Annotated in this window: 29 protein-coding genes; 19 read left to right on the top strand and 10 right to left on the bottom strand. The window is 62.5% G+C overall.

The annotated features are described in order from the left end of the window. Positions 1-50: 50 nt before the first annotated feature. The 6 genes from pstS to phoB all read left to right on the top strand — a co-directional run bounded on the left by pstS (position 51) and on the right by phoB (position 5,253). Positions 51-1,106, top strand: a complete 1,056-nt coding sequence (pstS, locus tag FJ941_RS24720) for a phosphate ABC transporter substrate-binding protein PstS (protein WP_140509728.1) — start codon at positions 51-53, stop codon at positions 1,104-1,106. Positions 1,107-1,172: 66 nt separating this feature from the next. Beyond that, positions 1,173-2,156: a phosphate ABC transporter permease subunit PstC gene (gene pstC / locus FJ941_RS24725; RefSeq protein WP_140509730.1), complete on the top strand. Its 984-nt coding sequence runs from the start codon at positions 1,173-1,175 to the stop codon at positions 2,154-2,156. A gap of 3 nt (positions 2,157-2,159) precedes the next feature. Beyond that, positions 2,160-3,011 (top strand): phosphate ABC transporter permease PstA, encoded by an 852-nt coding sequence (gene pstA / locus FJ941_RS24730; protein WP_015315385.1) that lies wholly within the window; start codon positions 2,160-2,162, stop codon positions 3,009-3,011. Beyond that, on the top strand, positions 3,008-3,811 hold the full coding sequence (gene pstB, locus FJ941_RS24735; RefSeq protein ID WP_140509733.1) for a phosphate ABC transporter ATP-binding protein PstB: 804 nt from the start codon (positions 3,008-3,010) through the stop codon (positions 3,809-3,811). Before pstA ends, pstB begins: the two co-directional genes overlap by 4 nt. A 25-nt stretch (positions 3,812-3,836) precedes the next feature. Next, entirely contained in the window at positions 3,837-4,544 is a 708-nt protein-coding gene (gene phoU, locus FJ941_RS24740) for a phosphate signaling complex protein PhoU (protein WP_140509735.1), read from the top strand. A 19-nt stretch (positions 4,545-4,563) separates the two neighbouring features. Beyond that, on the top strand, positions 4,564-5,253 hold the full coding sequence (gene phoB / locus FJ941_RS24745) for a phosphate regulon transcriptional regulator PhoB (protein ID WP_140509737.1): 690 nt from the start codon (positions 4,564-4,566) through the stop codon (positions 5,251-5,253). A gap of 2 nt (positions 5,254-5,255) precedes the next feature. Here the strand turns inward: phoB and FJ941_RS24750 are convergent, their stop codons facing one another. Then, positions 5,256-6,503 carry an ROK family protein gene (locus FJ941_RS24750; RefSeq protein ID WP_140509739.1) on the bottom strand — a complete coding sequence of 416 codons (1,248 nt, stop codon included), beginning with the start codon at positions 6,501-6,503 and terminating at the stop codon, positions 5,256-5,258. 271 nt (positions 6,504-6,774) lie between these two features. Here FJ941_RS24750 and xylF point away from each other — a divergent pair, with 271 nt between their 5' ends. The 4 genes from xylF to FJ941_RS24770 all read left to right on the top strand — a co-directional run bounded on the left by xylF (position 6,775) and on the right by FJ941_RS24770 (position 11,901). Then, positions 6,775-7,815: a D-xylose ABC transporter substrate-binding protein gene (gene xylF, locus FJ941_RS24755; RefSeq protein ID WP_027141905.1), complete on the top strand. Its 1,041-nt coding sequence runs from the start codon at positions 6,775-6,777 to the stop codon at positions 7,813-7,815. 142 nt (positions 7,816-7,957) lie between these two features. Further along, the gene (locus FJ941_RS24760) at positions 7,958-9,310 is read left to right on the top strand and encodes a sugar ABC transporter permease (RefSeq protein WP_140509741.1); all 1,353 of its coding nucleotides are present in this window, start codon (positions 7,958-7,960) and stop codon (positions 9,308-9,310) included. 54 nt (positions 9,311-9,364) lie between these two features. Then, a complete protein-coding gene (locus FJ941_RS24765) occupies positions 9,365-10,123 on the top strand; it encodes an ATP-binding cassette domain-containing protein (RefSeq protein WP_246672658.1) in 759 nt (252 codons plus the stop codon). Between the two features lie 137 nt (positions 10,124-10,260). Further along, positions 10,261-11,901 (top strand): CHASE domain-containing protein, encoded by a 1,641-nt coding sequence (locus FJ941_RS24770; protein WP_140509745.1) that lies wholly within the window; start codon positions 10,261-10,263, stop codon positions 11,899-11,901. A 129-nt stretch (positions 11,902-12,030) separates the two neighbouring features. On the opposite strand, the gene FJ941_RS24775 is transcribed toward FJ941_RS24770, so the two are convergent. The 6 genes from FJ941_RS24775 to FJ941_RS24795 form a co-directional block, all read right to left on the bottom strand. Beyond that, the gene (locus FJ941_RS24775; RefSeq protein ID WP_027141909.1) at positions 12,031-12,276 is read right to left on the bottom strand and encodes a YMGG-like glycine zipper-containing protein; all 246 of its coding nucleotides are present in this window, start codon (positions 12,274-12,276) and stop codon (positions 12,031-12,033) included. 82 nt (positions 12,277-12,358) lie between these two features. Next, positions 12,359-12,634: a hypothetical protein gene (locus tag FJ941_RS24780; protein WP_246673982.1), complete on the bottom strand. Its 276-nt coding sequence runs from the start codon at positions 12,632-12,634 to the stop codon at positions 12,359-12,361. 145 nt (positions 12,635-12,779) lie between these two features. Beyond that, a complete protein-coding gene (locus tag FJ941_RS29080) occupies positions 12,780-12,956 on the bottom strand; it encodes a hypothetical protein (protein WP_181165928.1) in 177 nt (58 codons plus the stop codon). A 133-nt stretch (positions 12,957-13,089) separates the two neighbouring features. Continuing rightward, positions 13,090-14,124: a sensor histidine kinase gene (locus tag FJ941_RS24785; protein WP_140509749.1), complete on the bottom strand. Its 1,035-nt coding sequence runs from the start codon at positions 14,122-14,124 to the stop codon at positions 13,090-13,092. A gap of 162 nt (positions 14,125-14,286) precedes the next feature. After that, positions 14,287-14,451, bottom strand: coding sequence for a DUF1328 domain-containing protein (locus FJ941_RS24790; protein WP_006203859.1), 165 nt, complete (start codon positions 14,449-14,451; stop codon positions 14,287-14,289). A 205-nt stretch (positions 14,452-14,656) separates the two neighbouring features. Continuing rightward, positions 14,657-15,451: a response regulator gene (locus FJ941_RS24795; RefSeq protein WP_140509751.1), complete on the bottom strand. Its 795-nt coding sequence runs from the start codon at positions 15,449-15,451 to the stop codon at positions 14,657-14,659. Positions 15,452-15,666: 215 nt separating this feature from the next. Here FJ941_RS24795 and FJ941_RS24800 point away from each other — a divergent pair, with 215 nt between their 5' ends. Together FJ941_RS24800 and FJ941_RS24805 are read left to right on the top strand one after the other, a co-directional pair. Beyond that, entirely contained in the window at positions 15,667-15,870 is a 204-nt protein-coding gene (locus FJ941_RS24800; RefSeq protein ID WP_032934943.1) for a NepR family anti-sigma factor, read from the top strand. Between the two features lie 3 nt (positions 15,871-15,873). Beyond that, the gene (locus FJ941_RS24805; RefSeq protein WP_010911883.1) at positions 15,874-16,425 is read left to right on the top strand and encodes an RNA polymerase sigma factor; all 552 of its coding nucleotides are present in this window, start codon (positions 15,874-15,876) and stop codon (positions 16,423-16,425) included. Positions 16,426-16,461: 36 nt separating this feature from the next. On the opposite strand, the gene FJ941_RS24810 is transcribed toward FJ941_RS24805, so the two are convergent. Beyond that, positions 16,462-16,842: a response regulator gene (locus tag FJ941_RS24810; RefSeq protein ID WP_181169955.1), complete on the bottom strand. Its 381-nt coding sequence runs from the start codon at positions 16,840-16,842 to the stop codon at positions 16,462-16,464. A gap of 350 nt (positions 16,843-17,192) precedes the next feature. Between FJ941_RS24810 and FJ941_RS24815 the strand changes: the two genes are divergently transcribed. The 3 genes from FJ941_RS24815 to FJ941_RS24825 all read left to right on the top strand — a co-directional run bounded on the left by FJ941_RS24815 (position 17,193) and on the right by FJ941_RS24825 (position 18,442). Next, positions 17,193-17,519: a DUF883 family protein gene (locus FJ941_RS24815; protein WP_140509753.1), complete on the top strand. Its 327-nt coding sequence runs from the start codon at positions 17,193-17,195 to the stop codon at positions 17,517-17,519. Between the two features lie 10 nt (positions 17,520-17,529). Continuing rightward, positions 17,530-18,009 (top strand): hypothetical protein, encoded by a 480-nt coding sequence (locus FJ941_RS24820; RefSeq protein WP_140509755.1) that lies wholly within the window; start codon positions 17,530-17,532, stop codon positions 18,007-18,009. A gap of 232 nt (positions 18,010-18,241) precedes the next feature. Next, on the top strand, positions 18,242-18,442 hold the full coding sequence (locus FJ941_RS24825; protein WP_140509757.1) for a hypothetical protein: 201 nt from the start codon (positions 18,242-18,244) through the stop codon (positions 18,440-18,442). Between the two features lie 29 nt (positions 18,443-18,471). Here the strand turns inward: FJ941_RS24825 and FJ941_RS24830 are convergent, their stop codons facing one another. Continuing rightward, a complete protein-coding gene (locus tag FJ941_RS24830) occupies positions 18,472-19,392 on the bottom strand; it encodes a diacylglycerol kinase family protein (protein WP_140509759.1) in 921 nt (306 codons plus the stop codon). 304 nt (positions 19,393-19,696) lie between these two features. Here FJ941_RS24830 and FJ941_RS24835 point away from each other — a divergent pair, with 304 nt between their 5' ends. After that, positions 19,697-20,998 (top strand): PRC-barrel domain-containing protein, encoded by a 1,302-nt coding sequence (locus tag FJ941_RS24835; RefSeq protein WP_140509761.1) that lies wholly within the window; start codon positions 19,697-19,699, stop codon positions 20,996-20,998. A gap of 44 nt (positions 20,999-21,042) precedes the next feature. On the opposite strand, the gene FJ941_RS24840 is transcribed toward FJ941_RS24835, so the two are convergent. Beyond that, complete coding sequence (locus FJ941_RS24840; RefSeq protein ID WP_140509763.1) at positions 21,043-22,587, bottom strand: alkaline phosphatase family protein; 1,545 nt, start codon at positions 22,585-22,587, stop codon at positions 21,043-21,045. 226 nt (positions 22,588-22,813) lie between these two features. Between FJ941_RS24840 and FJ941_RS24845 the strand changes: the two genes are divergently transcribed. Genes FJ941_RS24845 through FJ941_RS24855 form a run of 3 tightly spaced genes read left to right on the top strand, consistent with a single transcriptional unit; the run spans position 22,814 to position 24,673 of the window. After that, positions 22,814-23,746: a VOC family protein gene (locus FJ941_RS24845; RefSeq protein ID WP_140509765.1), complete on the top strand. Its 933-nt coding sequence runs from the start codon at positions 22,814-22,816 to the stop codon at positions 23,744-23,746. 4 nt (positions 23,747-23,750) lie between these two features. Continuing rightward, positions 23,751-24,371: an alpha/beta hydrolase gene (locus FJ941_RS24850; RefSeq protein WP_140509767.1), complete on the top strand. Its 621-nt coding sequence runs from the start codon at positions 23,751-23,753 to the stop codon at positions 24,369-24,371. Between the two features lie 2 nt (positions 24,372-24,373). Next, positions 24,374-24,673 carry a GNAT family N-acetyltransferase gene (locus FJ941_RS24855; RefSeq protein ID WP_006200562.1) on the top strand — a complete coding sequence of 100 codons (300 nt, stop codon included), beginning with the start codon at positions 24,374-24,376 and terminating at the stop codon, positions 24,671-24,673. The last annotated feature ends 37 nt before the right edge of the window (positions 24,674-24,710 follow it).

Genomic DNA, 24,710 nt, shown 5'->3' on the forward strand with positions numbered 1-24,710 from the left:
CCGGAAAGAAGTGGCGCCGAGAGACCATCTTCCGAACAGGAGCAGGCCACATGAGACACTTCATCCGCTCGGCGGCCGTTGCGATTGCAATGGCTGCGGCGTCCACCCTCACCCTTTCCGCAGCAATGGCAGCTGATCTTTCCGGCGCCGGCTCGACCTTCATCTATCCGGTGTTCGCCAAATGGGCCGACACCTACAAGAAGGACACCGGCATCGGCCTCAACTACCAGTCGATCGGCTCCGGCGGCGGCATCAAGCAGGTCATCGCCAAGACCGTGACCTTCGGCGCCACCGACAAGCCGATGTCCGACGCAGACCTCGAAAAGAACGGCCTCGTGCAGTTCCCGATGGTGATGGGCGGTATCGTGCCGATCGTCAACCTCACGGGCATCAAGCCGGGCGAACTCGTCCTCGACGGCAAGACGCTGGCCCAGATCTATCTCGGCGCCATCACCACCTGGGACGACGCCGCGATCAAGGCGCTGAACCCCTCGCTCACCCTGCCGTCGACCGCGATCGCGGTCGTGCATCGCTCGGACGGTTCGGGCACGACCTTCAACTTCACCGACTACCTGGTGAAACTGTCGCCCGACTGGAAGGACAAGGTTGGTTCGGACACGGCCGTCGAATGGCCAACCGGCGTCGGCGCCAAGGGCAGCGAAGGCGTTGCCAACACCGTCAAGCAGACCGACGGCGGCATCGGCTACGTCGAATATGCCTATGCCAAGCAGAACAAGCTGTCCTACTCCAAGATGGTGAATGCAGCCGGCAAGGTCGTCGAGCCGTCGCTCGAATCCTTCGGCGCCGCCGCTTCGAATGCCGACTTCAAGGGCGCGAAGAACTTCAACGTCATCATCACCAACGAGCCCGGCGACGCCACCTGGCCGATCGCCGCCTCGACCTGGGTGCTGATCCACAAGGCTCCGGACGATGCCGCTGCCACCGGCGAAGCGCTGAAGTTCTTTGCCTGGGCCTACAAGGACGGCAAGGAAACCGCCAAGGCGCTCGACTACGTGTCGATCCCCGACAGCGTCGTCGACCTGATCAAGGCTTCGTGGAAGGCCGACATCAAGGCCGACGGCAAGCCCGTCTACGCCGGCGAGTAATATCTTTCTGGAGGAGCGCCGCCCCGCGGCGCTCCTTTTCAATCAACACAAAGAGCCGAGCTTGACATGAGCGCTGCCCAGGAAGCCTTGCCAGCCATTCGAGGTTCACGCGACGCCACCGTCAGACGGTTCGCGTTGACCGATTCGATCTTCCATGGGCTGACCCGCGCCGCAGCCATTCTCGTGCTGGTGCTGCTCGGCGGTGTTGCCATCTCCTTGCTCGCCGGTTCCTGGCAGGCACTGTCGACCTTCGGCTTCTCCTTTCTGACCACCGAGAGCTGGAATCCCGTCACCGAGAAATTCGGCGCCCTGGCGCCGATCTATGGCACCATCATCACTTCGGCCATCGCTATCCTGATCGCCGTGCCGCTCGGCATCGGCATCGCCATTTTTCTCACCGAGCTTTGCCCGCGTCCGCTTCGGCGCCCGATCGGCATGGCGGTGGAACTGCTGGCCGGCATTCCTTCGATCATCTACGGCATCTGGGGCCTGTTCGTGCTGGCGCCGTTCCTGCAGACGACAGTGCAACCTTTCATCATCAGCGTGTTCCATGGCATTCCCGGCCTTAACAGCCTGTTCGCCGGGCCCCCTTATGGCATTGGCCTGCTGACCTCGGCGATGATCCTGGCCATCATGATCCTGCCTTTCATCACCTCGATCACCAAGGATGTGTTCGACACGGTGCCGCCGGTGCTGAAGGAGTCCGCCTACGGCATTGGCTGCACGACCTGGGAGGTAACACGCCGGGTTGTCGTCCCCTACACCCGCATCGGCATCATGGGCGGCGTCATGCTTGCTCTCGGCCGTGCGCTCGGTGAAACCATGGCGGTCACCTTCGTCATCGGCAACGCCCACCGGATCAGCGCCTCGCTGTTCGCGCCGGCAACGACGATCTCGGCAACCATCGCCAACGAATTCACCGAAGCCGTCGGCGATCTCTACACCTCCTCGCTGGTGGCGCTCGGCCTGATCCTGTTCGTCATCACCTTCCTCATCCTTGCCATCGCCCGGTACATGCTGATGCGCATCGATGCCCGTACCGGAGTCTGACCGATGTCGACAGCCGCATCGCTTCACCAGAGCCGCAAGCGCAAGAACGGCGTGATGATGACGCTCTGCGTCATCGCCGCCGGCATCGGCCTTGCCTGGCTGGCGCTGATCCTCGGCGCGCTGCTCTATAAGGGTCTGTCGGGCGTTTCGCTCTCGGTGTTCACGGAAATGACCCCGCCGCCCGGTGATGCCGGTGGCCTGCTCAACGCCATCTACGGCAGCATCGTGATGACCATCATCGGCATCGTCGTCGGCACGCCGATCGGCGTGCTGGCCGGCACCTACATGGCCGAATACGGCCGCTTTTCGAAACTCACCACCGTGGTACGCTTTATCAACGACATCCTGCTGTCGGCGCCATCGATCATCATTGGTCTGTTCGTCTACGAATTGATGGTGCGGCCGATGGGGCATTTCTCCGCCATCGCCGGCGCCGTCGCGCTGGCCATCCTGGTCATCCCCGTCGTGGTGCGCACCACCGAGGACATGCTCAACCTTGTGCCGAACGCCTTGCGCGAGGCCGGCACGGCGATTGGCGCGCCACGCTGGGTGGTGATCCGTTCGGTGGCCTACCGCGCGGCGATGTCCGGCATCGTCACCGGCATATTGCTGGCCATCGCCCGCATTTCCGGCGAGACGGCGCCGCTTCTTTTCACGGCGCTGAACAACCAGTTCTGGTCGAGCAACCTCAACGCGCCGATGGCCAGCCTGCCGGTCACCATTTTCCAGTTCGCTCTCAGCCCCTACGAGGAATGGCAGCAACTGGCCTGGACCGGCGCACTCATAATCACATTGACGGTTCTCGCGCTCAGCATCTTCGCGCGCAGCCTGACCGGACGCAGAGAGGACAAATGAGCCAGATGTTGTCTCCAGACATGACGATTGCCACCGAGGCGGCCGCCAAGGCGAAGATCGAGGTCAAGAACCTCAATTTCTACTACGGCCAGTCGAAGGCGCTGAAAGACATCACGCTGTCGCTGCCCGAGCGCAGCGTGACGGCCTTCATTGGACCGTCGGGTTGCGGAAAGTCGACGCTGCTGCGCGTCTTCAACCGCATCTACGAACTCTACCCCAAGCAGACCGCCGAGGGTCAGGTGCTGCTCGACGGCCAGAACGTTCTCGACCGCTCGCAGGATCTCAACCTGTTGCGCACCAAGATCGGCATGGTGTTCCAGAAGCCGACGCCGTTCCCGATGTCGATCTATGAGAACATCGCCTTCGGCGTCAGGCTCTATGAGAAGATCGGCAAGGCAGAGATGGACGGCCGTGTCGAGCAGGCGCTGAAGCGCGCCGCGCTGTGGAACGAGGTCAAGGACAAGCTCAATGCCAGCGGACTCAGCCTGTCGGGCGGCCAGCAGCAGCGGCTTTGCATCGCCCGCACCGTGGCGGTGAAGCCGGAGGTCATCCTGCTCGACGAGCCGGCCTCGGCGCTCGACCCATTGTCGACCGCCAAGATCGAGGAATTGATCGACGAGTTGCAGGCCGACTACACGATCGTCATCGTCACCCACAACATGCAGCAGGCCGCGCGGGTCTCGAAGCAGACGGCTTTCATGTATCTGGGCGAGCTGGTCGAATTCGACAAGACCGAGAAGATCTTCACGTCGCCTCGCGAGAAGCGCACGCAGGACTACATCACCGGCCGCTTCGGCTGATCTCACGCATACGAGGACCAGGATCATGGCCGAACACACAGTCGCAGCCTTCGACGAGGATCTCGGACAGATCAGCAAGCTGATCAGCGACATGGGCGATCTTGCCGGCACGATGGTCGGCGGCGCCACCAAGGCGCTGCTGAATTCCGACAATGCGCTGGCACAGCGCGTCGTCTCCGACGACGCCATCATGGACGCGCGCCAGCGCGAACTCGACGATCGCGCCATCACCCTGATCGCCAAGCGCCAGCCGATGGCCGACGATCTGCGTCATGTCGTCGGCTCCATCCGCATGGCGGGCGATCTCGAACGCATCGGCGACCTTGCCAAGAACATTGCAAAGCGCGTCGGCTCCGTCGGCCTTACCGCCACCCCGCGCGATCTGTCGCACTCGATAGATTCCATGGCGCAGCTGGTGCTGATCCAGGTGCAGGGGGTAGTCGAGGAATACGCGGCAGGCGATGCCGCCGCCCTCGCCAAGCTCAGGAATGACGACGAACGCATCGACATCAAATACACTTCGGTGTTCCGCGAACTCCTGACCTACATGATGGAGGATCCCCGCAACATCACGGCTTGCACGCATCTTTTGTTCTGCGCCAAGAATCTCGAACGCATCGGCGACCACGTGACCAACATCGCCGAGAATGCGTATTATGTGCTGACCGGCACGCAACTGCCCGCCAACCGTCCGAAGCAGGACGAGACGGCGATGTCGGTGCCGGCGGCTTGACGGCAGGGATGATCAATCGATGATCGCGCCACGCATCATGGTGGTGGAGGACGAGGAGCCGCTCGGCGTGCTTCTCCGCTACAATCTGGAATCGGAAGGCTACCAGGTCGAGGTGGTGACACGCGGCGACGAAGCCGAGATCCGCCTCCAGGAGAACGTGCCCGACCTCCTGGTGCTCGACTGGATGGTGCCGGCGGTTTCCGGCATCGAACTCTGTCGGCGCCTGCGAATGCGGTCCGAGACCGAGAGGCTGCCGATCATCATGTTGACGGCGCGCGGCGAGGAGAGCGACCGCGTGCGCGGCCTCTCGACCGGTGCCGACGACTATCTGGTCAAGCCGTTCTCGACACCGGAATTCATGGCCCGGGTCAAGGCGCTGCTGCGCCGCGCCAAGCCGGAAGTGCTGTCCAGCGTGCTCAAGGTCGGCGACATCGTGCTCGACCGGGAATCGCACCGGGTCTATCGCAAGAAGAGCGAGATCCGGCTCGGACCGACCGAGTTCCGCCTGCTCGAATTCATGATGCGTCATCCCGGCCGCGTGTTCTCGCGCAGCCAGCTGCTCGACAATGTCTGGGGCGAGACGATCTATATCGATGAACGCACCGTGGACGTGCATGTCGGCCGGCTGCGCAAGGCGGTCAACAACGGCCGTATGCCGGACGTGATCCGCACCATTCGCGGCGCCGGCTACGCGATCCGCGAAGACTGAAATCAGGCTACATTCTTGCCCGGAACGCCGGGCCTCGCCAGCACGCCCGGCGCGAAAATCTCCTGGTCCACGAAGGTCAATGCGCGCATAGCGCAACCTTCGCGGATGAGCGGCAGCTCGTTCGGCTCGGTGTCGAAGGAAATCGATTCCGAATGCTGGCCGCCGGCGGTCTGGCCGATGGCCTCGCGCAAGGCCGGCTCGATCAGGTCGAAGGCGGCGGCGCTGACGCCGACCATGGCGACGGGTGCGGGATCGATCAGCGCGAACAGGCTGCCCAGCCCATAGCCCAGCGCTTCGCCGGCCTTGCGATAGGCTTCGCGCTCCGGTCCGTCTTTCTCCCTTGCCGTCGCGGCGAGTGTCCGCATCTGCGCATCGCTGACATCTGCGACCGGTTCGGCGTCCTCGCCAAGCTGCCTGGCGTTGCGCCAGATGGCGTAGTTGCCGGCATAGGCCTCGACGCAGCCGCGCCGTCCGCAGCGGCAGAGCGCGCCTCCCGGGCGATGGATCATGTGGCCGAACTCGCCTCCCGATGAATGCGTGCCGGTGAACAGCTCGCCCTTCAGCACCAGGCCCATGCCGATGCCGTGCGAGAGCAGGATGGCGATGAAGTCGTCGCGGTAGCGTTCGGGGTCGCGCCAGCGCAGCGCCACCGCCATCATGTTGCAGTCGTTCTCCATGGTGGCGGGGATGCCGAACTCGGCTTCAAGTATGTCGGCGAAGGGAATGTTCGTCTGCGGCGTGATCGGCGACCACAGCATCGCACGCGCCTCGCTGTCGGTGATGCCCTGGATCGCCAGCGCGATGCGGGCAATACTGCGGACGTCGAGATCGGGGTCCTCGAGGCGCCGCCGCACTATTGCCGTGCATTCGCCGATCAGCGCCTCGCGCGACATGGTCAGCGTGTCCAGCCGTCGCTGTTCCTCGGCGACCACCTGGCCGGAATAATCGATGACGGCGACGGACAGGAAATTCAGCGACAGCACCACGGTCATCACAGCCGCGGCCTCGGGGTTGAGGCCAAGGCCAACCTGCGGCCGGCCGCGTTTCAGTGAACCGGCTTCGTTCGGCTTGCCTTCGGTCAGGATACCCTCGTCGATCAGGTCGGCTGATATCGCCGATATGGTCGAGTGGCTGAGGCCGGTGGTGGCGGCGATCTCGGTGCGCGAGGGCTGACCACCCTGACGCACGGCTGCAATCACCATGGCGCGGTTGCGCCGGCGCAGATCGTCGTGGCGGATTCCGACCGACATGCTTCCCACATCCTCCCCGTCGCCGCGGTTCTTGACACCCCCTCGAACCTCTCCGGCAATGGGCCGAATACTGGCAGATGCGGCAGGAGCTGTCATTTATTTATTGCGGGACTCGAAAAAAGGCTCCCGGCACCTCAAAATCCATCAGAATCGATGTTGACAGTGTTCCGACGATGGATCAGTATTTTTTCGAGGCTCGAAAAAATAGGGCCTTTGTGCCGGCCTTCGGGCCAGTTTGGTCGCGCCATACGCGGCGCAGGGAGGATATACCATGAAGAGATTCACAGTCGCCATCCTGGCGGGTGTCGCCATGTCGCTGACGCTGGCGTCGGTGGCGCAGGCGAAGGACAAGGTCATCGGCGTTTCGTGGTCGAATTTCCAGGAAGAGCGCTGGAAGACCGACGAGGCCGCCATGAAGAAAGCGATCGAGGCCGCGGGCGACAAGTACATTTCCGCCGATGCGCAGTCCAATCCCGGCAAGCAGCTGACCGATGTCGAAAGCCTGATTTCCCAGGGCGCCAATTCGCTGATCATCCTGGCGCAGGATGCTTCGGCCATCGGCCCAGCGGTGCAGAAGGCGCTCGACGAGGGCATTCCGGTCGTCGGCTATGACCGCCTGATCGAGAACAAGGACGTCTTCTACCTGACCTTCGACAACAAGGAAGTCGGCCGCATGCAGGCTCGCGAGGTGTTCAAGGTGAAGCCTGAAGGCAATTACGTCTTCATCAAGGGCTCGGGTGCCGACCCGAATGCCGACTTCCTGTTCTCGGGCTCGATGGAAGTGCTGAAGGAAGCCATCGACAGCGGCAAGATCAAGAATGTCGGCGAAGCCTATACGGACGGCTGGCTGCCCGCCAACGCCCAGAAGAACATGGAGCAGTTCCTCACCGCCAACGACAATAAGGTCGACGCCGTGGTCGCGGCCAATGACGGCACCGCCGGCGGCGTCGTCGCGGCGCTGACGGCGCAGGGGCTCGCCGGCACCGTGCCGGTCTCTGGCCAGGACGGCGACCACGCCGCGCTCAACCGCATCGCGCTCGGCACCCAGACCGTGTCGGTGTGGAAGGATGCGCGTGAACTCGGCAAGAACGCCGCCGAGATCGCCTCGCAGCTCGCCGACGGCAAGAAGATGACCGACATCGCCGGCGCGAAGGACTTCACGACGCCTGGCGGCAACACCGTCAAGTCGCTGTTCCTGACCCCGGTCGCCATCACCAAGGACAATCTCAACCTCGTCATCGACGCCGGCTGGATCAAGAAGGACGAAGTCTGCGCGGGCGTCGCCGCCGGCAGCGTCGCGGCCTGCAACTGAGTTTGACCGCTTGAAGAATGAAGGCGCCGCGGCCCCCAAGCCGCGGCGTTTTCTCAAAAAGATTTGTGTTTCCGCATCACGCGGATAGCTTCTAGGCTGGGTTCGGCATCCGTGTCAGACGGCCAGCCGGTTGAAGGAAATCATGACCGACACGACGTCCAACCTGCAGGCCGATACCGCGCGCGCCTCGGAACTCGGCGCGGTTGCCCGGTTCCTGAAAGCGACCGAGATCGACACCCGTATGCTCGGCATGATCGGCGCCCTGCTGCTGATCTGGGTCGCGCTGCATGTGATTTCGAGCTTGCGTCTTGGCGTCAATCCGTTCGATTTCGACAGCCGCACGTTTCTAACGCCGCGCAATCTGTGGAATCTGTCGGTGCAGACGTCCGCGGTCGCAATCATGGCCTGCGGCATGGTGCTGGTCATCGTCATGCGCAACATCGACCTGTCCGTCGGTTCCGCCGAGGGCCTGATCGGCATGGTCATGGGCTTTGCCCAGGTGCATTTCCTGGTCCGGTTCGTGGGGCTTGAACTCGGCAATCCATGGATCTGGGTGCTGGCACTGGTCATCGGCCTGGCGCTCGGCCTTTTGATCGGCGCCTTCCAGGGCTTCGTCATCGCTTATCTCGAAGTGCCGGCCTTCATCGTCACGCTGGGCGGCCTGCTGGTCTGGCGCGGTGCCGCCTGGTGGGTCACCAGCGGCCAGACGGTGGCACCGCTCGACGCCACCTTCCAGCTGATGGGCGGCGGACCGGCCGGATCGATCGGTGCGACCTGGAGCTGGGTCGTAGGCATCGTCGCCTGCCTGGCCGTCGTGTTTGCGCTGTTCAACGGGCGGGTGCAACGAAAGCGGTTCCGCTTCCCGCTGCGGCCGATCTGGGCCGAGACGCTGCTCGGCGTCGTCACCTGTGCCGTCATCATGGGCGCGGTGTGGCTGGCCAACTCCTATCCGTGGCCGATCGGCATCGTGAACCGGTACGCGGCCGCCAACAACATCACCGTGCCGGAGGGCGGGCTATTCATCGCCCACGGCATCGCCATACCGGTATTGATGGCCGTCGCCGTCGGTCTGGTCATGACCTTCATCACAAAACGCACCCGTTTCGGCCGTTATGTCTTTGCCATCGGCGGCAATCCGGAAGCGGCCAACCTCGCCGGCATCAACACGCGCTGGATCACCATGAAGGTGTTCATGATCATGGGCGTGCTGGCCACGATCGCCGCCGCCATTTCGTCGGCCCGGCAGAACTCGGCCACCAATGTGCTTGGAACATTGGATGAGTTGCTCGTCATTGCCGCGGCCGTCATCGGCGGCACGTCGCTTGCCGGCGGCTCGGGAACGATCATCGGCGCCATGCTCGGCGCGTTGCTGATGCAGTCGCTGCAGTCGGGCATGGTGCTGCTCGGCGTCGATTCGCCTCTGCAGAGCATCGTCGTCGGCGCCGTGCTGGTCATCGCGGTGTGGCTCGACACCGTTTACCGCAAGCGCGTTTAGGGAGGCATCACCGTGATTGACAAGACTGCTCCTGCAGCCACCGCGCTGGTCGACATGCGTAATATCTCGATCGCATTCGGCGGCATCCGTGCCGTCGACGATGCCTCGATCGATCTTTTCCCCGGCGAGGTCGTGGCGCTGCTCGGCCACAACGGCGCCGGCAAGTCGACGCTGATCAAGATCCTGTCCGGCGCCTACAAGCGCGACTCCGGCCAGATATTCGTCAATGGCGAGGAGGCAGCGATCTCCAACCCGCGCGACGCTAAGAAATACGGCATCGAGACGATCTACCAGACGCTGGCGTTGGCAGACAATGTCGATGCCGCCGCCAATCTGTTCCTCGGCCGCGAGCTGATGACCGCCTGGGGCACGCTCGACGACGTCGCCATGGAGGCCGAGGCGCGCAAGGTGATGGGGCGGCTCAATCCTCGCTTCCAGCGTTTCAAGGAACCGGTGATCAAACTATCGGGCGGACAGCGCCAGTCAGTGGCGATCGCACGCGCCATCCTGTTCAACGCCCGCATCCTGATCATGGACGAGCCGACGGCGGCACTCGGCCCCCAGGAAACGGCACAGGTCGGCGAACTGGTCAGGCAGCTCAAGTCCGACGGCATCGGCATCTTCCTGATCAGCCACGACATCCACGACGTGTTCGAGCTTGCCGACCGGGTCTGCGTGATGAAGAACGGTCAGGTCGTCGGCACGGCACGCACCACGGATGTCACCCAGGACGAGGTGCTGGGCATGATCATCCTGGGTAAATGTCCTCCAGGTGCCATACCGGGGCCGGGTGCGCTGAAGATCGCCGCCTGAGGCCGGCCAGGCTGCTCGGGCACGCGCCGTTGCCGTTCACATGATATGCCAGTGATCACGATGGCTTGGCCTGACCATTGTGTTGGCCCGGCGACTTGCCCATAAAGGTCCTGTTTGATCGTGGACCGCATCATCCGTTGAAGAAGTTTTTTCCAATCGTCGCGTTCATTGCCGTTGCATTGATCAGCATGACCATGGCGGGATTCGCTTATTTCGCGACGCAGGAAGCCGCCCGCATCAAGTTCGAAGGGGCGGCCGATGACGCCCTCAATCGGATCGAGAGCCGCATCGACCTGCATCTGTCGCTGCTGCGCTCGACGAAGGCCCTGTTCGACGCGCGCAACGGCGATATTTCCCAGAACGAGTTCAAGGCCTTCTTCAAGGCGCTGGATGTCGACAGCAATTTCGGCGGCCTGCGCGGCATCGGCTTCCTGCGGCTGGTCAAGACGGGCGACGAGGAAACGGTCGAACGCGACATCCTCCACGATTTCGGCGCCAGCCATCCGGTCTATCCGGATACGACGCAGCCCTGGCGCACGCCGATTGCGCTTTTCGAGCCGCTGGATCCGTCCAACCAGGCCAGCATCGGCTACGACATGTTCAGCGAGCCGGTGCGGCGCGCGGCGATCGAAAAGGCGATGGCCGACGACCAACAGCATGCAAGTGGGCTGGTGCAGCTCGGCCAGGGCACGGGTGCCGCGCAGACCTTCACCGGCTTCCTGGTCTTCGTGCGTCTCAACGTCGAAACAGCGCCGGAGGTCATCAACGCATCGCGCTCCTCGACCGCCGGCTTTCTCTATGCCGCCTTCCGCGCCCGGGATCTGTTCCAGATCGCGCTGAGCCGCGCGCCGCTGCTGCCGGTCAACACAGAGATCTATGACGGAACGGCAAACAGCGACAATCTGTTGTTCCGCTCGGAGACGCCACCGGCTTCATCCTTGGGAGACCGGCTGCTGGTCACCCGCAAGATGACCGTGGCGGGGCGCCCGTGGACCGTGTTGTTCAGGCCGACCAGTGCCTTCTCGCAACCCTCGTCGCGCGCCATCCCTGTGATGCTGGGACTGTTCGGCCTGCTCCTGGCCGGCGCCATCGCGCTGGTGGCGCGCTATCAGGAGCGAGCCTACGACGCGGTGTCGGCCTTGCATGAAACAACGGAAAAGAGCCTGCTCGAAAAGGACCTGATGCTGCAGGAGATGAAGCATCGCATCAAGAACTCGATCACCAGGGTGCTGGCGATCGCCCGGCAGACGGCGTCGCGGGCAACCGACGTCAATGAGTTCTCCAATTCCTTCTCGGCCAGGCTGCAGGCGATGGCCGCCTCGCAGGACATGTTGACGCGCTCACGCTGGCAGAAAGCCGACCTTGCCGACCTGCTGCGCATCGAGCTCGGCCAGGTGTTCGGCAAGGAGTTGCCGGAGGGGCTCCTGTCAGGCCCGGAAGTGCTGCTCGATGAAACCACGACGCAGGCGCTTGGCCTGACCTTTCATGAACTCGCCACCAATGCGCTGAAATATGGTGAAGCCGGCAATTCCGCGAATTCGTCCAAGGGGGATTGGGCGCTGAAAGTGGACTGGTCGCTGGAAGGGCGTGGACGCGAGCGGATCCTGGCGCTGAACTGGCGGGAAGCTGGAAAAAACAAGATCGAGGCACCGGCCGTGACCGGATTCGGTACGAAACTGATCGACCTCAACGTCATCCGCGAATTGCGCGGCACGATCAAGCGGGATTTCCAGGCTGACGGCCTGAAGGTGGAAATCAGAATTCCGTTGGTCGGCTGAAATCCTGCCGATCGGCAACGGCCAAGAAAATCCGGAGGCCGGATATGGCCCCCGGTTTTGTATTCCATTAGAGCGGTTCAGCGTTTGATAGAAATCGCCGAGCCGCTCCTGATTGCTCTAATCGCTGAATTAGTTGCAGCGGGCCGTATAGATACGGCCGCGATGATCTCGATACTGGCAGTAGCCGTTGCGCAGGTTGCGAACCAGCAGGCCGGACCCGGCACCGACGGCCGCGCCTATCAGCGCGCCCTTGCCGCCGCCGACCAACCCGCCTACGCCCGCACCGATCAAGCCGCCGCCGACGACGTCCTGCTCGGTCGTGGTGCAGCCGCTGACGGCGACCACTGCAACCATGGCAATAAGTATTTTCCGCATAGAGTCACTCCTCACTTGTGTCCACACTTTAGTAAGCTCCAACCGCCGTTTAGCACGAAACGACGGCCTTTGCTGCTGCAATTTATTGTTGATTAACGTCGTCTTTTCCTGGGCGGAGGTCGGAAATGGTCAATGAAGCGTTAAGGCTACCGTCTGGCCGCATCTTGCAGACAATTTGATCGTACTCGTCCTCCGACGCAGGATCGACCGCGAGGCAATCGGTGACGACATGCTGCGCCTGCCCCTGTACGTCGCCCATCGCGAAGGGGCGCTCAGCGTTGCATTCGTCAGCAGTCGCAAAAACACTGACAGGGACCTGCAATTCCCGGCATTCGGCCAACGCGGTTATGTGTTGCATGACAGATGTTCCTCTGGCCGCAATAACGACCGACATCGTCAAAAAGTTCCTGTCATTCCAACGGGGCTCTCACGGTCGAAGGTGCCCCCGCGTTGACCGATCGGCGATTTCAACAGCGCGCATGGTGAGGTGAGCAGGACCTAAGTCAGCTCAACTGCCAAAGAACGGCCAGCGACATTATCGCGGCCAGCGCAAGAACGAGCCCCTTCATCAAACCCTTGCCTGCTTCAGGGAGTGTTCTTGCGGAGGATTCGGATTCCTGAAATTCGCCCATCGAAATCCGGGCGGCTTGTTCCAGTCTGTTCATGTCGGCAACCGTCAAGACGTTCCTCCCGTACCGCGCTGCAAGCCTGCCAACAATGTCCGAAAACGGGGTGGGTTCCGGCGATATCTGGGAAAAACAGTATTCGCTCTTATGGTGAACAGCCGGTTAAGAATCGCTGCTTGCCGGGCGCTCACTGCGTCTCGAAATTGCTGTGCGGAACGACCAGGCGGTATTCGAGGTGGCCGTCGCCGATATCGAGGTTCGCGGTTCCGTTCAGGGACGCTGGCACCACACGCTCCAACGCGACGCTGCCGAATCGCTTTTGACCGCCCCCATCGTCGTCGGTCCCTATCGTTTCGGCCCATGTCAAAGACAAGGCCACGTCCCCCGTGGCGGCGGCGTTAAGGTCGGCGGTGACCTCGACGAAACCGTCCGGCCGGGACAGGGCGCCGTAGCTGACGGAGTTGACGGCGAGTTCATGCATCGCCAGGCCAATATGCAGCGCGGCGTTGGGATTGAGGTAGGGATTGGCGCCACGGAAGCGAAGGCTGTGCGATGGGTTCGCTCCGTAGCGGCCGACCTGGCTCGCCACCAGTTCATGAAGGGCTGCCCCCCGCCAGTTGGAGGATGTCACCAGGTCCTGGGAGGAGGCCAGCGACTGCAGCCGGCCGCGGAAGCGCGTCAGGAAGTCGCCGACGCCGTCGGAATAACGACCGGTCTGGGTCGCGATGCTCTGGATGATCGCCAGCAGGTTCTTCGAGCGGTGGCTGACTTCACGCAGCAACGTCGTCAATGTCTGTTCGCGCCGCTTCTGCTCGGTCGTCTCAACCATGGTGGTGACGACGCCTTGTACATCGCCACCATCGCCTCGGTCGGCATCGACCCAGATATGAAACCAGCGAACGCCGTTCTCGACCGGGACACTGATTTCAAGGCGCTGAGCATCGCCGGTCGCGACCACCTCGCGCTTGGCGGCGGCGATGCGGTCGGCCTGCGCCATCGGCAGGGTGCCATTCCCCTCGACCTCATCGGAGACCCAGGGCGCGCGCATATTGCGGGCCCATACGGTCTTCATCTCGCGATCCTGATAAAGAACGGAAATGCCGGCATTGTGCAGGGCGTGAAGAAGGGCACGGCCAAGCTGCATGCCGCTTTCAGCGGGGTGCATGGCGATGACTTCATCGCTCCGTGCGCCTTCCGTCTTATCTGAAGTCCTGGAGCGCATAGGTCAATCTGTTCACCCAACTCAGGCTGAACGGCTCACTGTCGAATGGGTTCCGCTAAAAGCGGTCCGCCGGACGGTATCCATTGAAGGACGCCGCCCGGCGGTGGCTGGAAACCGTTTGAGGGGTGCGGCTTCCAGTGTTCGCCTGATAACTCGCCAGGCTCACGCCCGCCTGAACAGGCCGGCCAGAAGCGAAATGATCAGGAAAGCCAGGAAGATGAAGAACAATATCTGCGCGATACCGGCGGAGGTGCCGGCAATGCCGCCGAAACCAAGCGCGCCGGCGATAATCGCCACGACGAGAAATACGAGCGCCCAGTAAAGCATGGCTCATCTCCTTCCAATGATGCGGTAAAAACGTGGGTGGATGCGGTTTGTTCCACCATTCGCCGAAAAAGACGGTGCTTGCAAATCGTTCCGGGCAGCGCGGGCCGGAAATTCGCCGGTGGCCGATCCGGCTTGTCAAAAAGGCCACCGGAAACAATCGCATCCAGCGGCCTTGATGTCTCTGTCCTGCGTCCGAGGCAGCGATCTATGCGGCAGCCTTGGCCTGCCGGTCGAAGAACAACGCCTGGCTGATCAGCGCCTTGACCATGTCGGGATTGAACGGCTTGGTCACGAGGAAGGCGGGTTCGGGGCGCTCTCCGGTCAGGAGACGTTCGGGAAAGGCGGTGATGAAGATCACCGGCACCGATGTCGAAGAGAGCATTTCGTTCACCGCCTCGATGCCTGAACTGCCGTCGGCGAGCTGGATATCGGCCAGGACCATCTTCGGCCGGGTCTTGCCGAACATCGTCACCGCTTCGGCATGGGTGCGCGCCGTTCCCACGACCCGATGACCGAGGCTTTCGACCATCTCCTCTATGTCCATGGCGATCAGCGGCTCATCCTCGATGATCAGCACGTCGGTCGCCACCTGACGGGAAATCTCGTTGCTTGCCTGGGCGAGCAGCTCGGAGAACTGCTGGTCGCCGACGTCGAGGATTTCGGCCGCCTCGTCCTCGCTGAAACCTTCGACGGCAACCAGCAGGAAGGCCTGGCGGGGAAGCGGCGCGATCGCATTGAGATTGGCGGCCGCGCGCTGCTCCCAAGCCGATTGTGACTGCTCCTGCGGAACGCGGATGGCAACGGATGTGAAGAGCTTGGCAAAAACCTTGTACAAGGCGATCCGGTCACTCGACGCCTCCGGGAAGATGTCGATATCGGCAATGATGGCCTCAAGCATCGCGGCGACCAGCGCGTCGCCGCTCTCCTGCGATCCCGAGACGGCACGCGAGAAGCGCCGCAGGAACGGCAGATGCGGAGCGATGGTGGCGGACAAGCTCATGATGGACGTCTCCCTCAGATGACGCGGTTGGATGCATTGCAGGTCACTGATTGCAAGCCCGGTGGAAATAACGCCGCTTTTCCGAAAAAGTTCCGCCGATATGGAACGAATCAGTGGCAATGGCGTTTGGACGTCGGGTTGGGCAAACCAGACGAGGGTAGCGCTTGTCTCGTGTTATGTATGAGCGGCTTGAGCTCTGGGAATAAAAGGGCGAAATGAAGGATATGACGAAAGATATTCTGGCTGGCGCCGCGGGCAGGCGCCGGAACGGCGTCGGCGACCCTCTTGGGCCGAACTCCGAAATCGGGCGCAAACTCAAACAATATTATGACGAGCTGGTCTCCGACAATGTGCCGGATCGCTTCGCCCGGTTGCTCAGCCAACTGGAACAGGCCGAACCCGCACAGAAGAAGGACTGAGGCATGGCAGCGGTCTCCCAAGGCTTCAAGACCGATTTGCTTGGGGCAATCCCAAGCTTGCGGGCTTTTGCCGTGTCGCTGACTCAGAATGCCGACAAGGCCGACGATCTCGTTCAGGAAACGCTGGTCAAGGCCTGGGACAAGCATGAGAGCTTTCAGCCCGGCACCAACCTCAAGGCGTGGCTTTTCACGATCCTGCGCAATGAATTCTATTCGCAAATGCGCAAGCGCGGCCGCGAGGTGCAGGACAGCGACGGCATCATGACGGCCCGGCTTGCAGTGCATCCTGCCCAGCACGGCCAACTCGACCTCAAGGATTTTCGCGGCGCTCTCGAGCAATTGCCGGAGGACCAGCGCGAAGCCATCATCCTGATCGGCGCTTCGGGCTTCTCCTATGAGGAGGCCGCCGAAATCTGCGGTTGCGCGGTCGGAACGATCAAGAGCCGCGTCAGCAGGGCCCGCACGCGCCTGCAGGAAATCCTGAAAATCTCCGGCGAGGACGAGTATGGCCCCGATGCGATCTCGGCTCAGGTCACGGGGACGGCGGCGCATTGAACGCGGGCCGAATAACGGCGATGCGGACGTGTCGCGTCAGTCAGGGGAGCCGCGACCGTAGGCCAGCGCCACGGCTTCGACGAGGTCTTCGCCTGAATAGGGCTTGGTGACCAGCCTCACCCCGGGGAATGACGCCTTGATCTCGTCCGCATCCGAATAGCCGGACGCGAAAACGAACGGGACGCCGGTTTCACGCAGACCCGCGGCGAATTCAAGCGTCGAGGCACCTCCCAGCACTAGATCGACAATGGCCGCGTCGAAATCCGTCGCGACCTTCCGGCCATCGACCTCGGCCAGGTCGCGGGCAACCACCACCTCGCTTGCACCGTGGTCGCGGCAGAGTTGCTCGACATCCATGGCTATGAGGTATTCATCCTCCAGGACAAGAATGCGCAATCCGTCAAGTAATTGAGGCACAGGCAATTGCTCCTTGAAACGTCGGAAGTCATGATCGCAATCCGGTGTGTTGTCATTTAAAAAAGAACATGGCGCCGATGAAAGGCCAATCTCAGGCAAGCGCGTAGAACGGACTGCTGCGGCAGGCATTTGCAAGCGGGCGAAATGCCCAGCAAGACCGAGTGCGGTTTTTTAAACCGGCAATATCCTTGCGAGCAATGGCCGTTACCGGCCGCTGACCTGACGCAGCGCTTCTTTCCAGAGGCGGGGGATCGGGTGCGCATGACCGGGTTTTCGGCTAGTTTGCCCCGGCATCGGAACCTTGAAGCGCACGGCGCGTTTGAAACCGAGCAATCACAAGGAGTTAAGCAATGGCAACCGCCGCAGGGAAAACCGCCAACGAAGGCCGGACGAATTCGGATCTTGAAGCCGACATCAGGCAGTTGAAGGCCGATATCGACAAGCTCACCAAACAGTTGGCCCAGACCGGTCAACACGGCTACGGCACAGCGCGCCGGGCGGCGGCCGAAGGCGTCGAGCAGTTGCGCGCCCAAGGGGAGGCCGCCTTCGACAGCCTGCGCGGCAACGCCAGGGATATCGAGGCGCAGATGGTGGCAAGCGTACGCGAAAAGCCGGTAACGTCGCTGGCAATCGCGGCTGGCATCGGCTTCCTGTTCGCGCTGCTCGCGCGTCGCTAGTTTCGCCGAGATGGGACTGCTGGCTTCCCTGCTCTCGGGTTTCGCCTCGGGTGAGACCATGGCTGTGATGCGCCGTGCGCGCACAGCGGCCACCGCCTATGCGCTTGCAGCGCTGGCGGCATTCTGCGGCCTCGGCTTCCTGGTCGGGGCGGCTTACATCTGGACATCGGCGCGCTATGGATCGCTGGCTGCCGCGGTTGGTTTCGGTGTCGGCTTCCTGGTGATCGCGGGCCTTATTGTTCTGATCCATCGGCTGGTGTCGGGCGCCCAGGTCCGCCGCGAAGCAAGGCGGCGCAAGGCCGACATGAAGGCGATCGGCATTACGGCCGCGCTCGCGGTGCTACCGACATTGCTCAAGGGACAAGGTGGGCTCAAGGGAAAAGGTGGGCTCGGGATTATTCTTGGTCCGGCCGTGGCACTCGCGGCCTATGCCATCTACCGCGAGAACGTGAAGTCCGACGCCGACCGTCCGGGTGCCGGCGAGGGATAGCAGCGCCGGCCGGCCCGCCTCGTGTCACTTCGACAGATCTTCCAGCGCCATCAATATCTCTCGCGCTGGACACCGTTTCCACCCGGGATCCAACGAAGTCTCCAACGGCTTGCCTTGATGTCCTCGCCGACCCGAGACAACCTTGCAGCCGGAACCATCCTTGCGAGGGACCGTTACCCGAGCGTGATTTGCCGATCGGGCCAGCCGACGCGAAACCGGACGAGGAACCGCCATGACCAAGAACATTCCCGAAAACAAAGCGCGTCAGGGGCGATGGGGTTGGCATGGGTTCCAAATCCTGATCGCCGGACTGCTCTTGGCGCTCATCGCCTGGGGCGTCGCCGAGATCTACGGCGAGTTGATCAAAGCACCGAACACAGGCGAACAACCCGTCCGCGCTCCGCCGGATTCCGGCCCGGCGCCTTCCGGCTAAAATCGCGGCTCCCGTGGCGTCACACCGCATCAGGCGGCCTTCGCCTGGGCCACGCTGGCCGGCACCAGCACATTGAGCGCTCCGGGTTTGATTTCGATCGTCGTCTCACGATCGAGCCTGACCAGTTCGCCATCCATCACGGCGCGAAACTTCCTGCCGCCGGAGTGGATTTTCAGCACTGCACGGTCGGCCTGATGGATTTCGACGTGCTCGTTGTCGCGCCATTTGCCGCGCGCCATGTTGAAGAAGAACTTGACCAGTTCAGCGCGCTGTTGCGCCACCGTGACGTAGATGCCAAGCACGCCGCCCGCAGGGTTGTCGGCATAAGGCAAATGGCCTTCGCCGAACAGATTGTTGGTGACGCCGATGCCCGTTATGCGCGCCGTCACCTCGGCGTCGCCAATGCCGAGCGTAACGTTCATTGCCGGGGGGTTCTTGATCGTCGCCCAGGCGGCCTTGGCTGAAGCACCGATCTTACCCAGGCGCGACCCGAATTCCATCTTCTGGCGCAGTTGCACCATCTTGGCATGCATGCCGATCGAGAACTGATGAACGAATGGCTGGCCATTGGCCGTGGCCATGTCGACCGAAATGATTTCGCCGTCGGCGAAGGATTCCAGCGCGGCATCGAGCGACTGCGGAATGCCGAGACCGCGCGCGAACAGGTTCATCGTGCCGGCCGGCAATATGGCGAGCGCTTTTTTCTTGCCCATCAGCCTGGCAGCCGCGGCTGAGATGGTTCCGTCGCCGCCGCCGGCGAGCACGACGTCGACGGTGTGGCGCGAGACGGCGCTGTCGAGGGTTTCCGCGATATCCCGGCCGGCAACGATGTCGATGCTGAGAGAATGGCCCGCCGATTCCAGCGTCTGACGCATCCGGTCGGAAAAGGCCATAAGGTCGGTGGTGCGCAAGGTGCCGCCGTCCCGGTTCAGCACCGCTGCAAATTTCATGCCCGGCTCCGCTGTTCAATCAAAACTGGCCCAGGGTACCTAGCCGGAGGCCGAAACGCAGCGGACCAGGAAAGGTTCCGGTTGCGCTGAAATCCAGGCCGGTATCCAAGGTCGGAATCCAGGGGTTGCGTCGGCTGGCGGTTACCCATCCGCACGGTGGTTTTGGTCTCGGATGCCGCGGTTTTTTGTCGGAACAACAGCATGGTCACGACGTTGTGAACCTGTAGAGATGCCGCGACCGATTTTCCAGCGATGGTTCAACCGGCTGCGGCGTGCACGAAATCAGGCACGAGGAGAGATTATCATGATCCGCACCCTTTTAGCGACCACCGCCCTTGCAACAATGGTTGCAACCGGTGCCTTCGCGCAAAACGCAACCCCAGCCCCCGCGAATCCACCGGCCGCCCAGGAGCCGGCAGCGCCAGTGATCCGGGCGGAAGGCAGCATCGTCACCAATATCATCGGCGAAACCGTGTATAACGGCACTGGTGACAATGCCGAGAATATCGGCAAGGTCACTGACGTCGTCTTTGACAAGGACGGCATGGCGAAATCCGTCGTCATCGGCGTGGGCGGCTTCCTTGGCGTCGGAACCAAGAACGTCGCCTTCGACTATGACAAGCTGCAATGGGCCGAGAAGAACGGCGACCGCTGGCTCGTGGCCCAGACAACCAAGGACGAGCTGAAGGCGCATCCGGAATTCGACAGCAAAGCTTATGCGCCGGCCCCGGCCGCACCGACGACTGCCCAGGCACCGGCCACGTCGACCGACACCGCACAGAAGCCCGCAGAGGCGAACGCGCAACCGGTGAAACAGGCTGATGGCAACTTGGCCACAAACATAATCGGCGAAAATGTCTACAACGGCACAGGCGATGACGCCCAGAAGATCGGTGACGTGAACGACATCGTACTGACCAAGGAAGGCAAGGCGCAGTCGCTGATTATTGGCGTGGGCGGCTTCCTCGGCATGGGCGAAAAGAACGTCGCCTATGATTTCGCCAAGGCGCAGTGGGCACAGAAGAATGGCGACCGCTGGCTGGTGGCGCAGACCACCAAGGAAGAGCTGCAGGCGCAGCCGGACTTTAACCGCAAGGCCTATGATCCGGCGCCGGCCACGACGGCATCGAACGCGCCGGCGGCAATTGCGCCCGCGACGGCGCCTTCCGCCGCGACAGCTCCCGCTGCCGCTCCGGCGGCCAAGACGGCGGCTGCGCCGGCTGACGCCACGGCTCCCGACCAGACAAAGACCGCGGCTATCGACAAGTCCAAGCTGACGGAGATGCCGATTGGCGAGATCAGGGGTGACGATTTGAAGGGTACGACGGTCTATGGCGCCAACGACGCCAAGGTCGGTGAGATCGGCGATGTCGTGCTGACGCCCGACAAGAAAACCGATGCCGTGATCGTCGATGTCGGCGGCTTCCTCGGCATCGGCTCGAAGGAGGTCGCGGTCGGCATGGATAATTTGAAGTTCATGACCGACAAGAACGGCAAGAAGTACCTTTATACGACCTTCACCAAGGAGCAGCTTGAGAAGCAAGCGGCCTACGACAAGGGCTCCTACGCCCAGAAGCGCGACGAGCAGCGCCTCGTCGTCCGGTAGGCAAGGATGCGGGCGGTAGGGGAAATCCCTTACCGCCCTGCTTGCTACCTAGCATATCCAGTCACCCCGTTTTCCGTCAGTTCCCAGAGTGCAAGCGACTGGTCGAGATGTTCGGCCCGCCAGGCAAGCAGCCTTTCGGCGAATTCCAGTCGGGTGGAACGGTGTGCCGGACTGCTGGCGAGGTTCTTCAGTTCGCCAGGGTCGGCCTCCATGTCGAAAAGCAGGGGCGGCAAGCCGCCGCCAAAATGCACGTATTTGAATTTCTGTGTGCGGATGACAGCGAGGTTGCACTGGCGCGAGGTAATACCGAAGTGCTGTTCGGCTTCACCGTCCGCGACCGAGCGGAAGTCGAACTCCCAGTGCGCGGCGTCGCGCCAAACGGCTGGAGTTCCACCGCTCAAGAAGGGTTTCAGCGAGCACCCGTCAAGATGCGGCTCGGGAGCCACGCCGAGCAGGTCGATGAGCGTAGGCAAAATGTCCACCGCTTCGGTGAAACGATCGATCTTGCTGGCGGCGGCCTTACGGTGGCGCGGATCGCGGATGATCAGCGGGATATGGTAGCTGCCGTCGAAATAGCCGCCCTTGCCCAGCATGAAATGGTCGCCCATCATTTCGGCGTGGTCGGAGGTGAGCACGATGATGGTGTTGTCCCACGCGCCTTCGGTCTTCAGCGCTTGCCATAGGCGGCCGAGCTGTGCGTCGACCTCCGAGATCATGCCGTAATAGATTGCCCGGATACGGCGGAAATCGTCCTCGCTCCAGTCGTGTACCTTGCCCGTGGCGCCGGGGCGGAACTTCGCGCGTTCTTGCCGGCCAAGATCATAGGCGATGTAGGGGTGGCCCTGAGATTCGGCACGCCAGCTTTCCGCGCGGTGAAAAGCGGGGCCGTCCGCCGGATCGTATTGGATGTTGTACGGTTCCGGCACGATGAAGGGCGGATGCGGGCTGATAAAGGAAAGATGCGCAAACCATGGCGTGGCTTCCTCTTGCTCGCTCAGCCAGCGGATGAATTCGCCGGCGAGGAAGGCCGTTGGCGTCTGATCCTTCGAGTAGATGGGTGGCGCCTCAGTCACCGCGCCGTCCGCCTCGCCAACGGGGCGATGGATATCAGGACTTCCAGCGCTGGCATCGATACCCTGCTGCTTCAGCCAGGACAACCACTGCTTCTGACGTTCGGGCAGCAATTGGCGCACAGTGAAGCCGGGCAGCACGCCTTCGTAGCTGTGCGACCGCGGATCGGCCGGTGCAAGCTGGCGCGGATCGAGCGACACATCGGTATAGCCGAACAAGGTTGGATCGTAACCGACGCTGCGCGCGGCAAGCGCAATATTGCCGTGGCGGGCATCGAGCGGTGTGCCGTTGCGACAGACACGGTTGTTCATCTGGTAGAGGCCCGTGTAGAGGCAGGCACGCGCGGGCGAGCACGGAGCCGCACCGCCGTAATGGTGCTTGAACAGCACACCTTCGGCGGCCAGCGCATCGGCATTCGGTGTCTTCACCTGGGCATGGCCGGCAGCCGACAGGCAATCACCGCGCCACTGGTCGCAAGTGATGAGGAGGACATTCGGCCGGCTGCCTTTTCCAGTCACTTGCGCTACCCCTTCCCGGTATATTCGAATGCGCACATGGAACCGATTTCCATCAACCGCGCAAGACCAAGGCTGTTGGCTGGATGGTGAACAAGCGCCTTCTCATTGTTCACTTTTGAAGCACAGTCCATTCTGTGTTTGCCGCCTTTGCCACAATCGATCGCGTCCTCATATTGGCGTGGACAGCGGCGAGGCCGCACAAGCACCAAGGGAAGGAGCAAAGACCATGCTCGACCAGATCAAGGGCCTGCATCACGTCACCTCGATGGCCAGGGATGCACGGCAGAACAATGATTTCTTCACCCACAAGCTTGGCCTGCGCCGGGTCAAGAAGACGGTCAATTTCGATGCGCCCGACGTCTACCATCTCTACTATGCCGACGAGGTCGGAACGCCGGGTTCGGTGATGACCTATTTCCCGTTTCCCAATATTGGCAAAGGCCGCCATGGCGTCGGCGAAGTCGGCACCACGGTCTACTCCGTGCCGGAAGGCACGCTCGCCTATTGGGAAAAACGCTTCACCGACGAAGGCGTAACCAATGTCGCCCGCGAGGACAGCTTTGGCGAGAAGCGGCTCGGATTTGCCGGCCCGGACGGCGATGGCTTTGCCCTCGTCGAGGACAAGGCCGACAGCAGAGCGCCCTGGGTGAAAGGCGGCATTGCCGCGGACGAGGCGATCCGCGGCTTTCACTCGGTTTCGCTCAGGCTGAAGGATGGAGGCGCCACCGAGGAGCTATTGAAGTTCATGGGCTACGAGGAGGTCGACAAGTCAGGCAATGTCAGGCGGCTCGCCATCAGGAACGGCAACGGCGCCGATATCGTCGACATCGAATCGCTGCCGACTGCTCCTTTCGCCGATCTCGGCGCGGGCTCCGTCCATCATGTCGCCTTCTCCGTCGAGAACCGCGCCAAGCAGCTCGAAGTGCGCAAAGCGCTGATGGATACGGGCTATGGCGTGACGCCGGTGATCGACCGCGACTATTTCTGGGCGATCTATTTCCGCACCCCTGGCGGCGTGCTGTTCGAAGTCGCCACGAACGAGCCGGGCTTCGACCGTGATGAGGACACCGCCCATCTCGGCGAGGCACTGAAGCTGCCCACCCAGCATCAGCACCTGCGGCCCTATCTCGAACAGCATCTGCAGAAGCTGGAGGGCTGAGACGATGAGCAAGGACGCTTTCATCCACAAGGTGCTGCCCGGTCCGCCGGGCGGTTCGCTGCTCTTCGTCTTGCATGGCACGGGCGGCGACGAGAGCCAGCTTGTTTCGCTGGGGCGTGATCTCGCGCCCCAGGCCACCATCATCTCGCCGCGCGGCGATGTTTCCGAACAAGGCGCGGCGCGTTTCTTCCGCCGCACCGGCGAGGGCGTCTACGACATGCACGACCTGGCGCGGGCGACGGGCAAGATGGCTGAATTCGTCAAGGCCCATGTCGAGGCTGCGACGCCGTCGGCCGTGCTGGGCCTCGGCTATTCCAACGGCGCCAACATCCTGGCCTCGCTGGTGTTCGAAGCCCCTGACCTGTTCGACGCTTCGGTGCTGATGCATCCGCTGATCCCGTTCGAACCGGAGGTGAAAGGCAGCCTTGCCGGCCGTCAAATCCTGGTGACCGCCGGCAGGCGCGATCCGATCTGCCCGCCGAACCTGACGGCGCGGCTGGAAGCCTATTTGCGTGCCGATGGCGCCGATGTCACAGTGGAGTGGCACGAAGGCGGGCACGAGGTGCGGCCAAACGAAATCGAGGCGGCGCGGCGGCTTTTTGCCGGTGTCGTCCAAGGAGTGTAGAGATGCCCGATCAACTGCCAGAGATCGAACTTGAAGATCGCGGATCCAAGGGTCGCTACTTCCTGCGCGGCCCCGGCGGCGCCGAGGCCGAGATGACCTTCACCAAGATCGGCGAGCACCAGCTCATCATCGACCACACCGAAGTGCCGGACGCCTTTCGCGGCCAGGGCGCCGGGCTTCGGCTCGTCACCCGCGCCGTCGAGGACGCGCGGGCAGCGGGCAAGAAGATCATCCCGCTCTGCCCGTTCGCCAACGCCCAGTTCCGCCGCCATCCGGAATGGGCCGACGTGCTGAAGCAATAGGTCGGACAGGCTTTGTCATTTGCGCGGGTAGCACATC

The organism is Mesorhizobium sp. B2-3-13, from assembly GCF_006442195.1.
GTDB lineage: Bacteria > Pseudomonadota > Alphaproteobacteria > Rhizobiales > Rhizobiaceae > Mesorhizobium > Mesorhizobium salmacidum.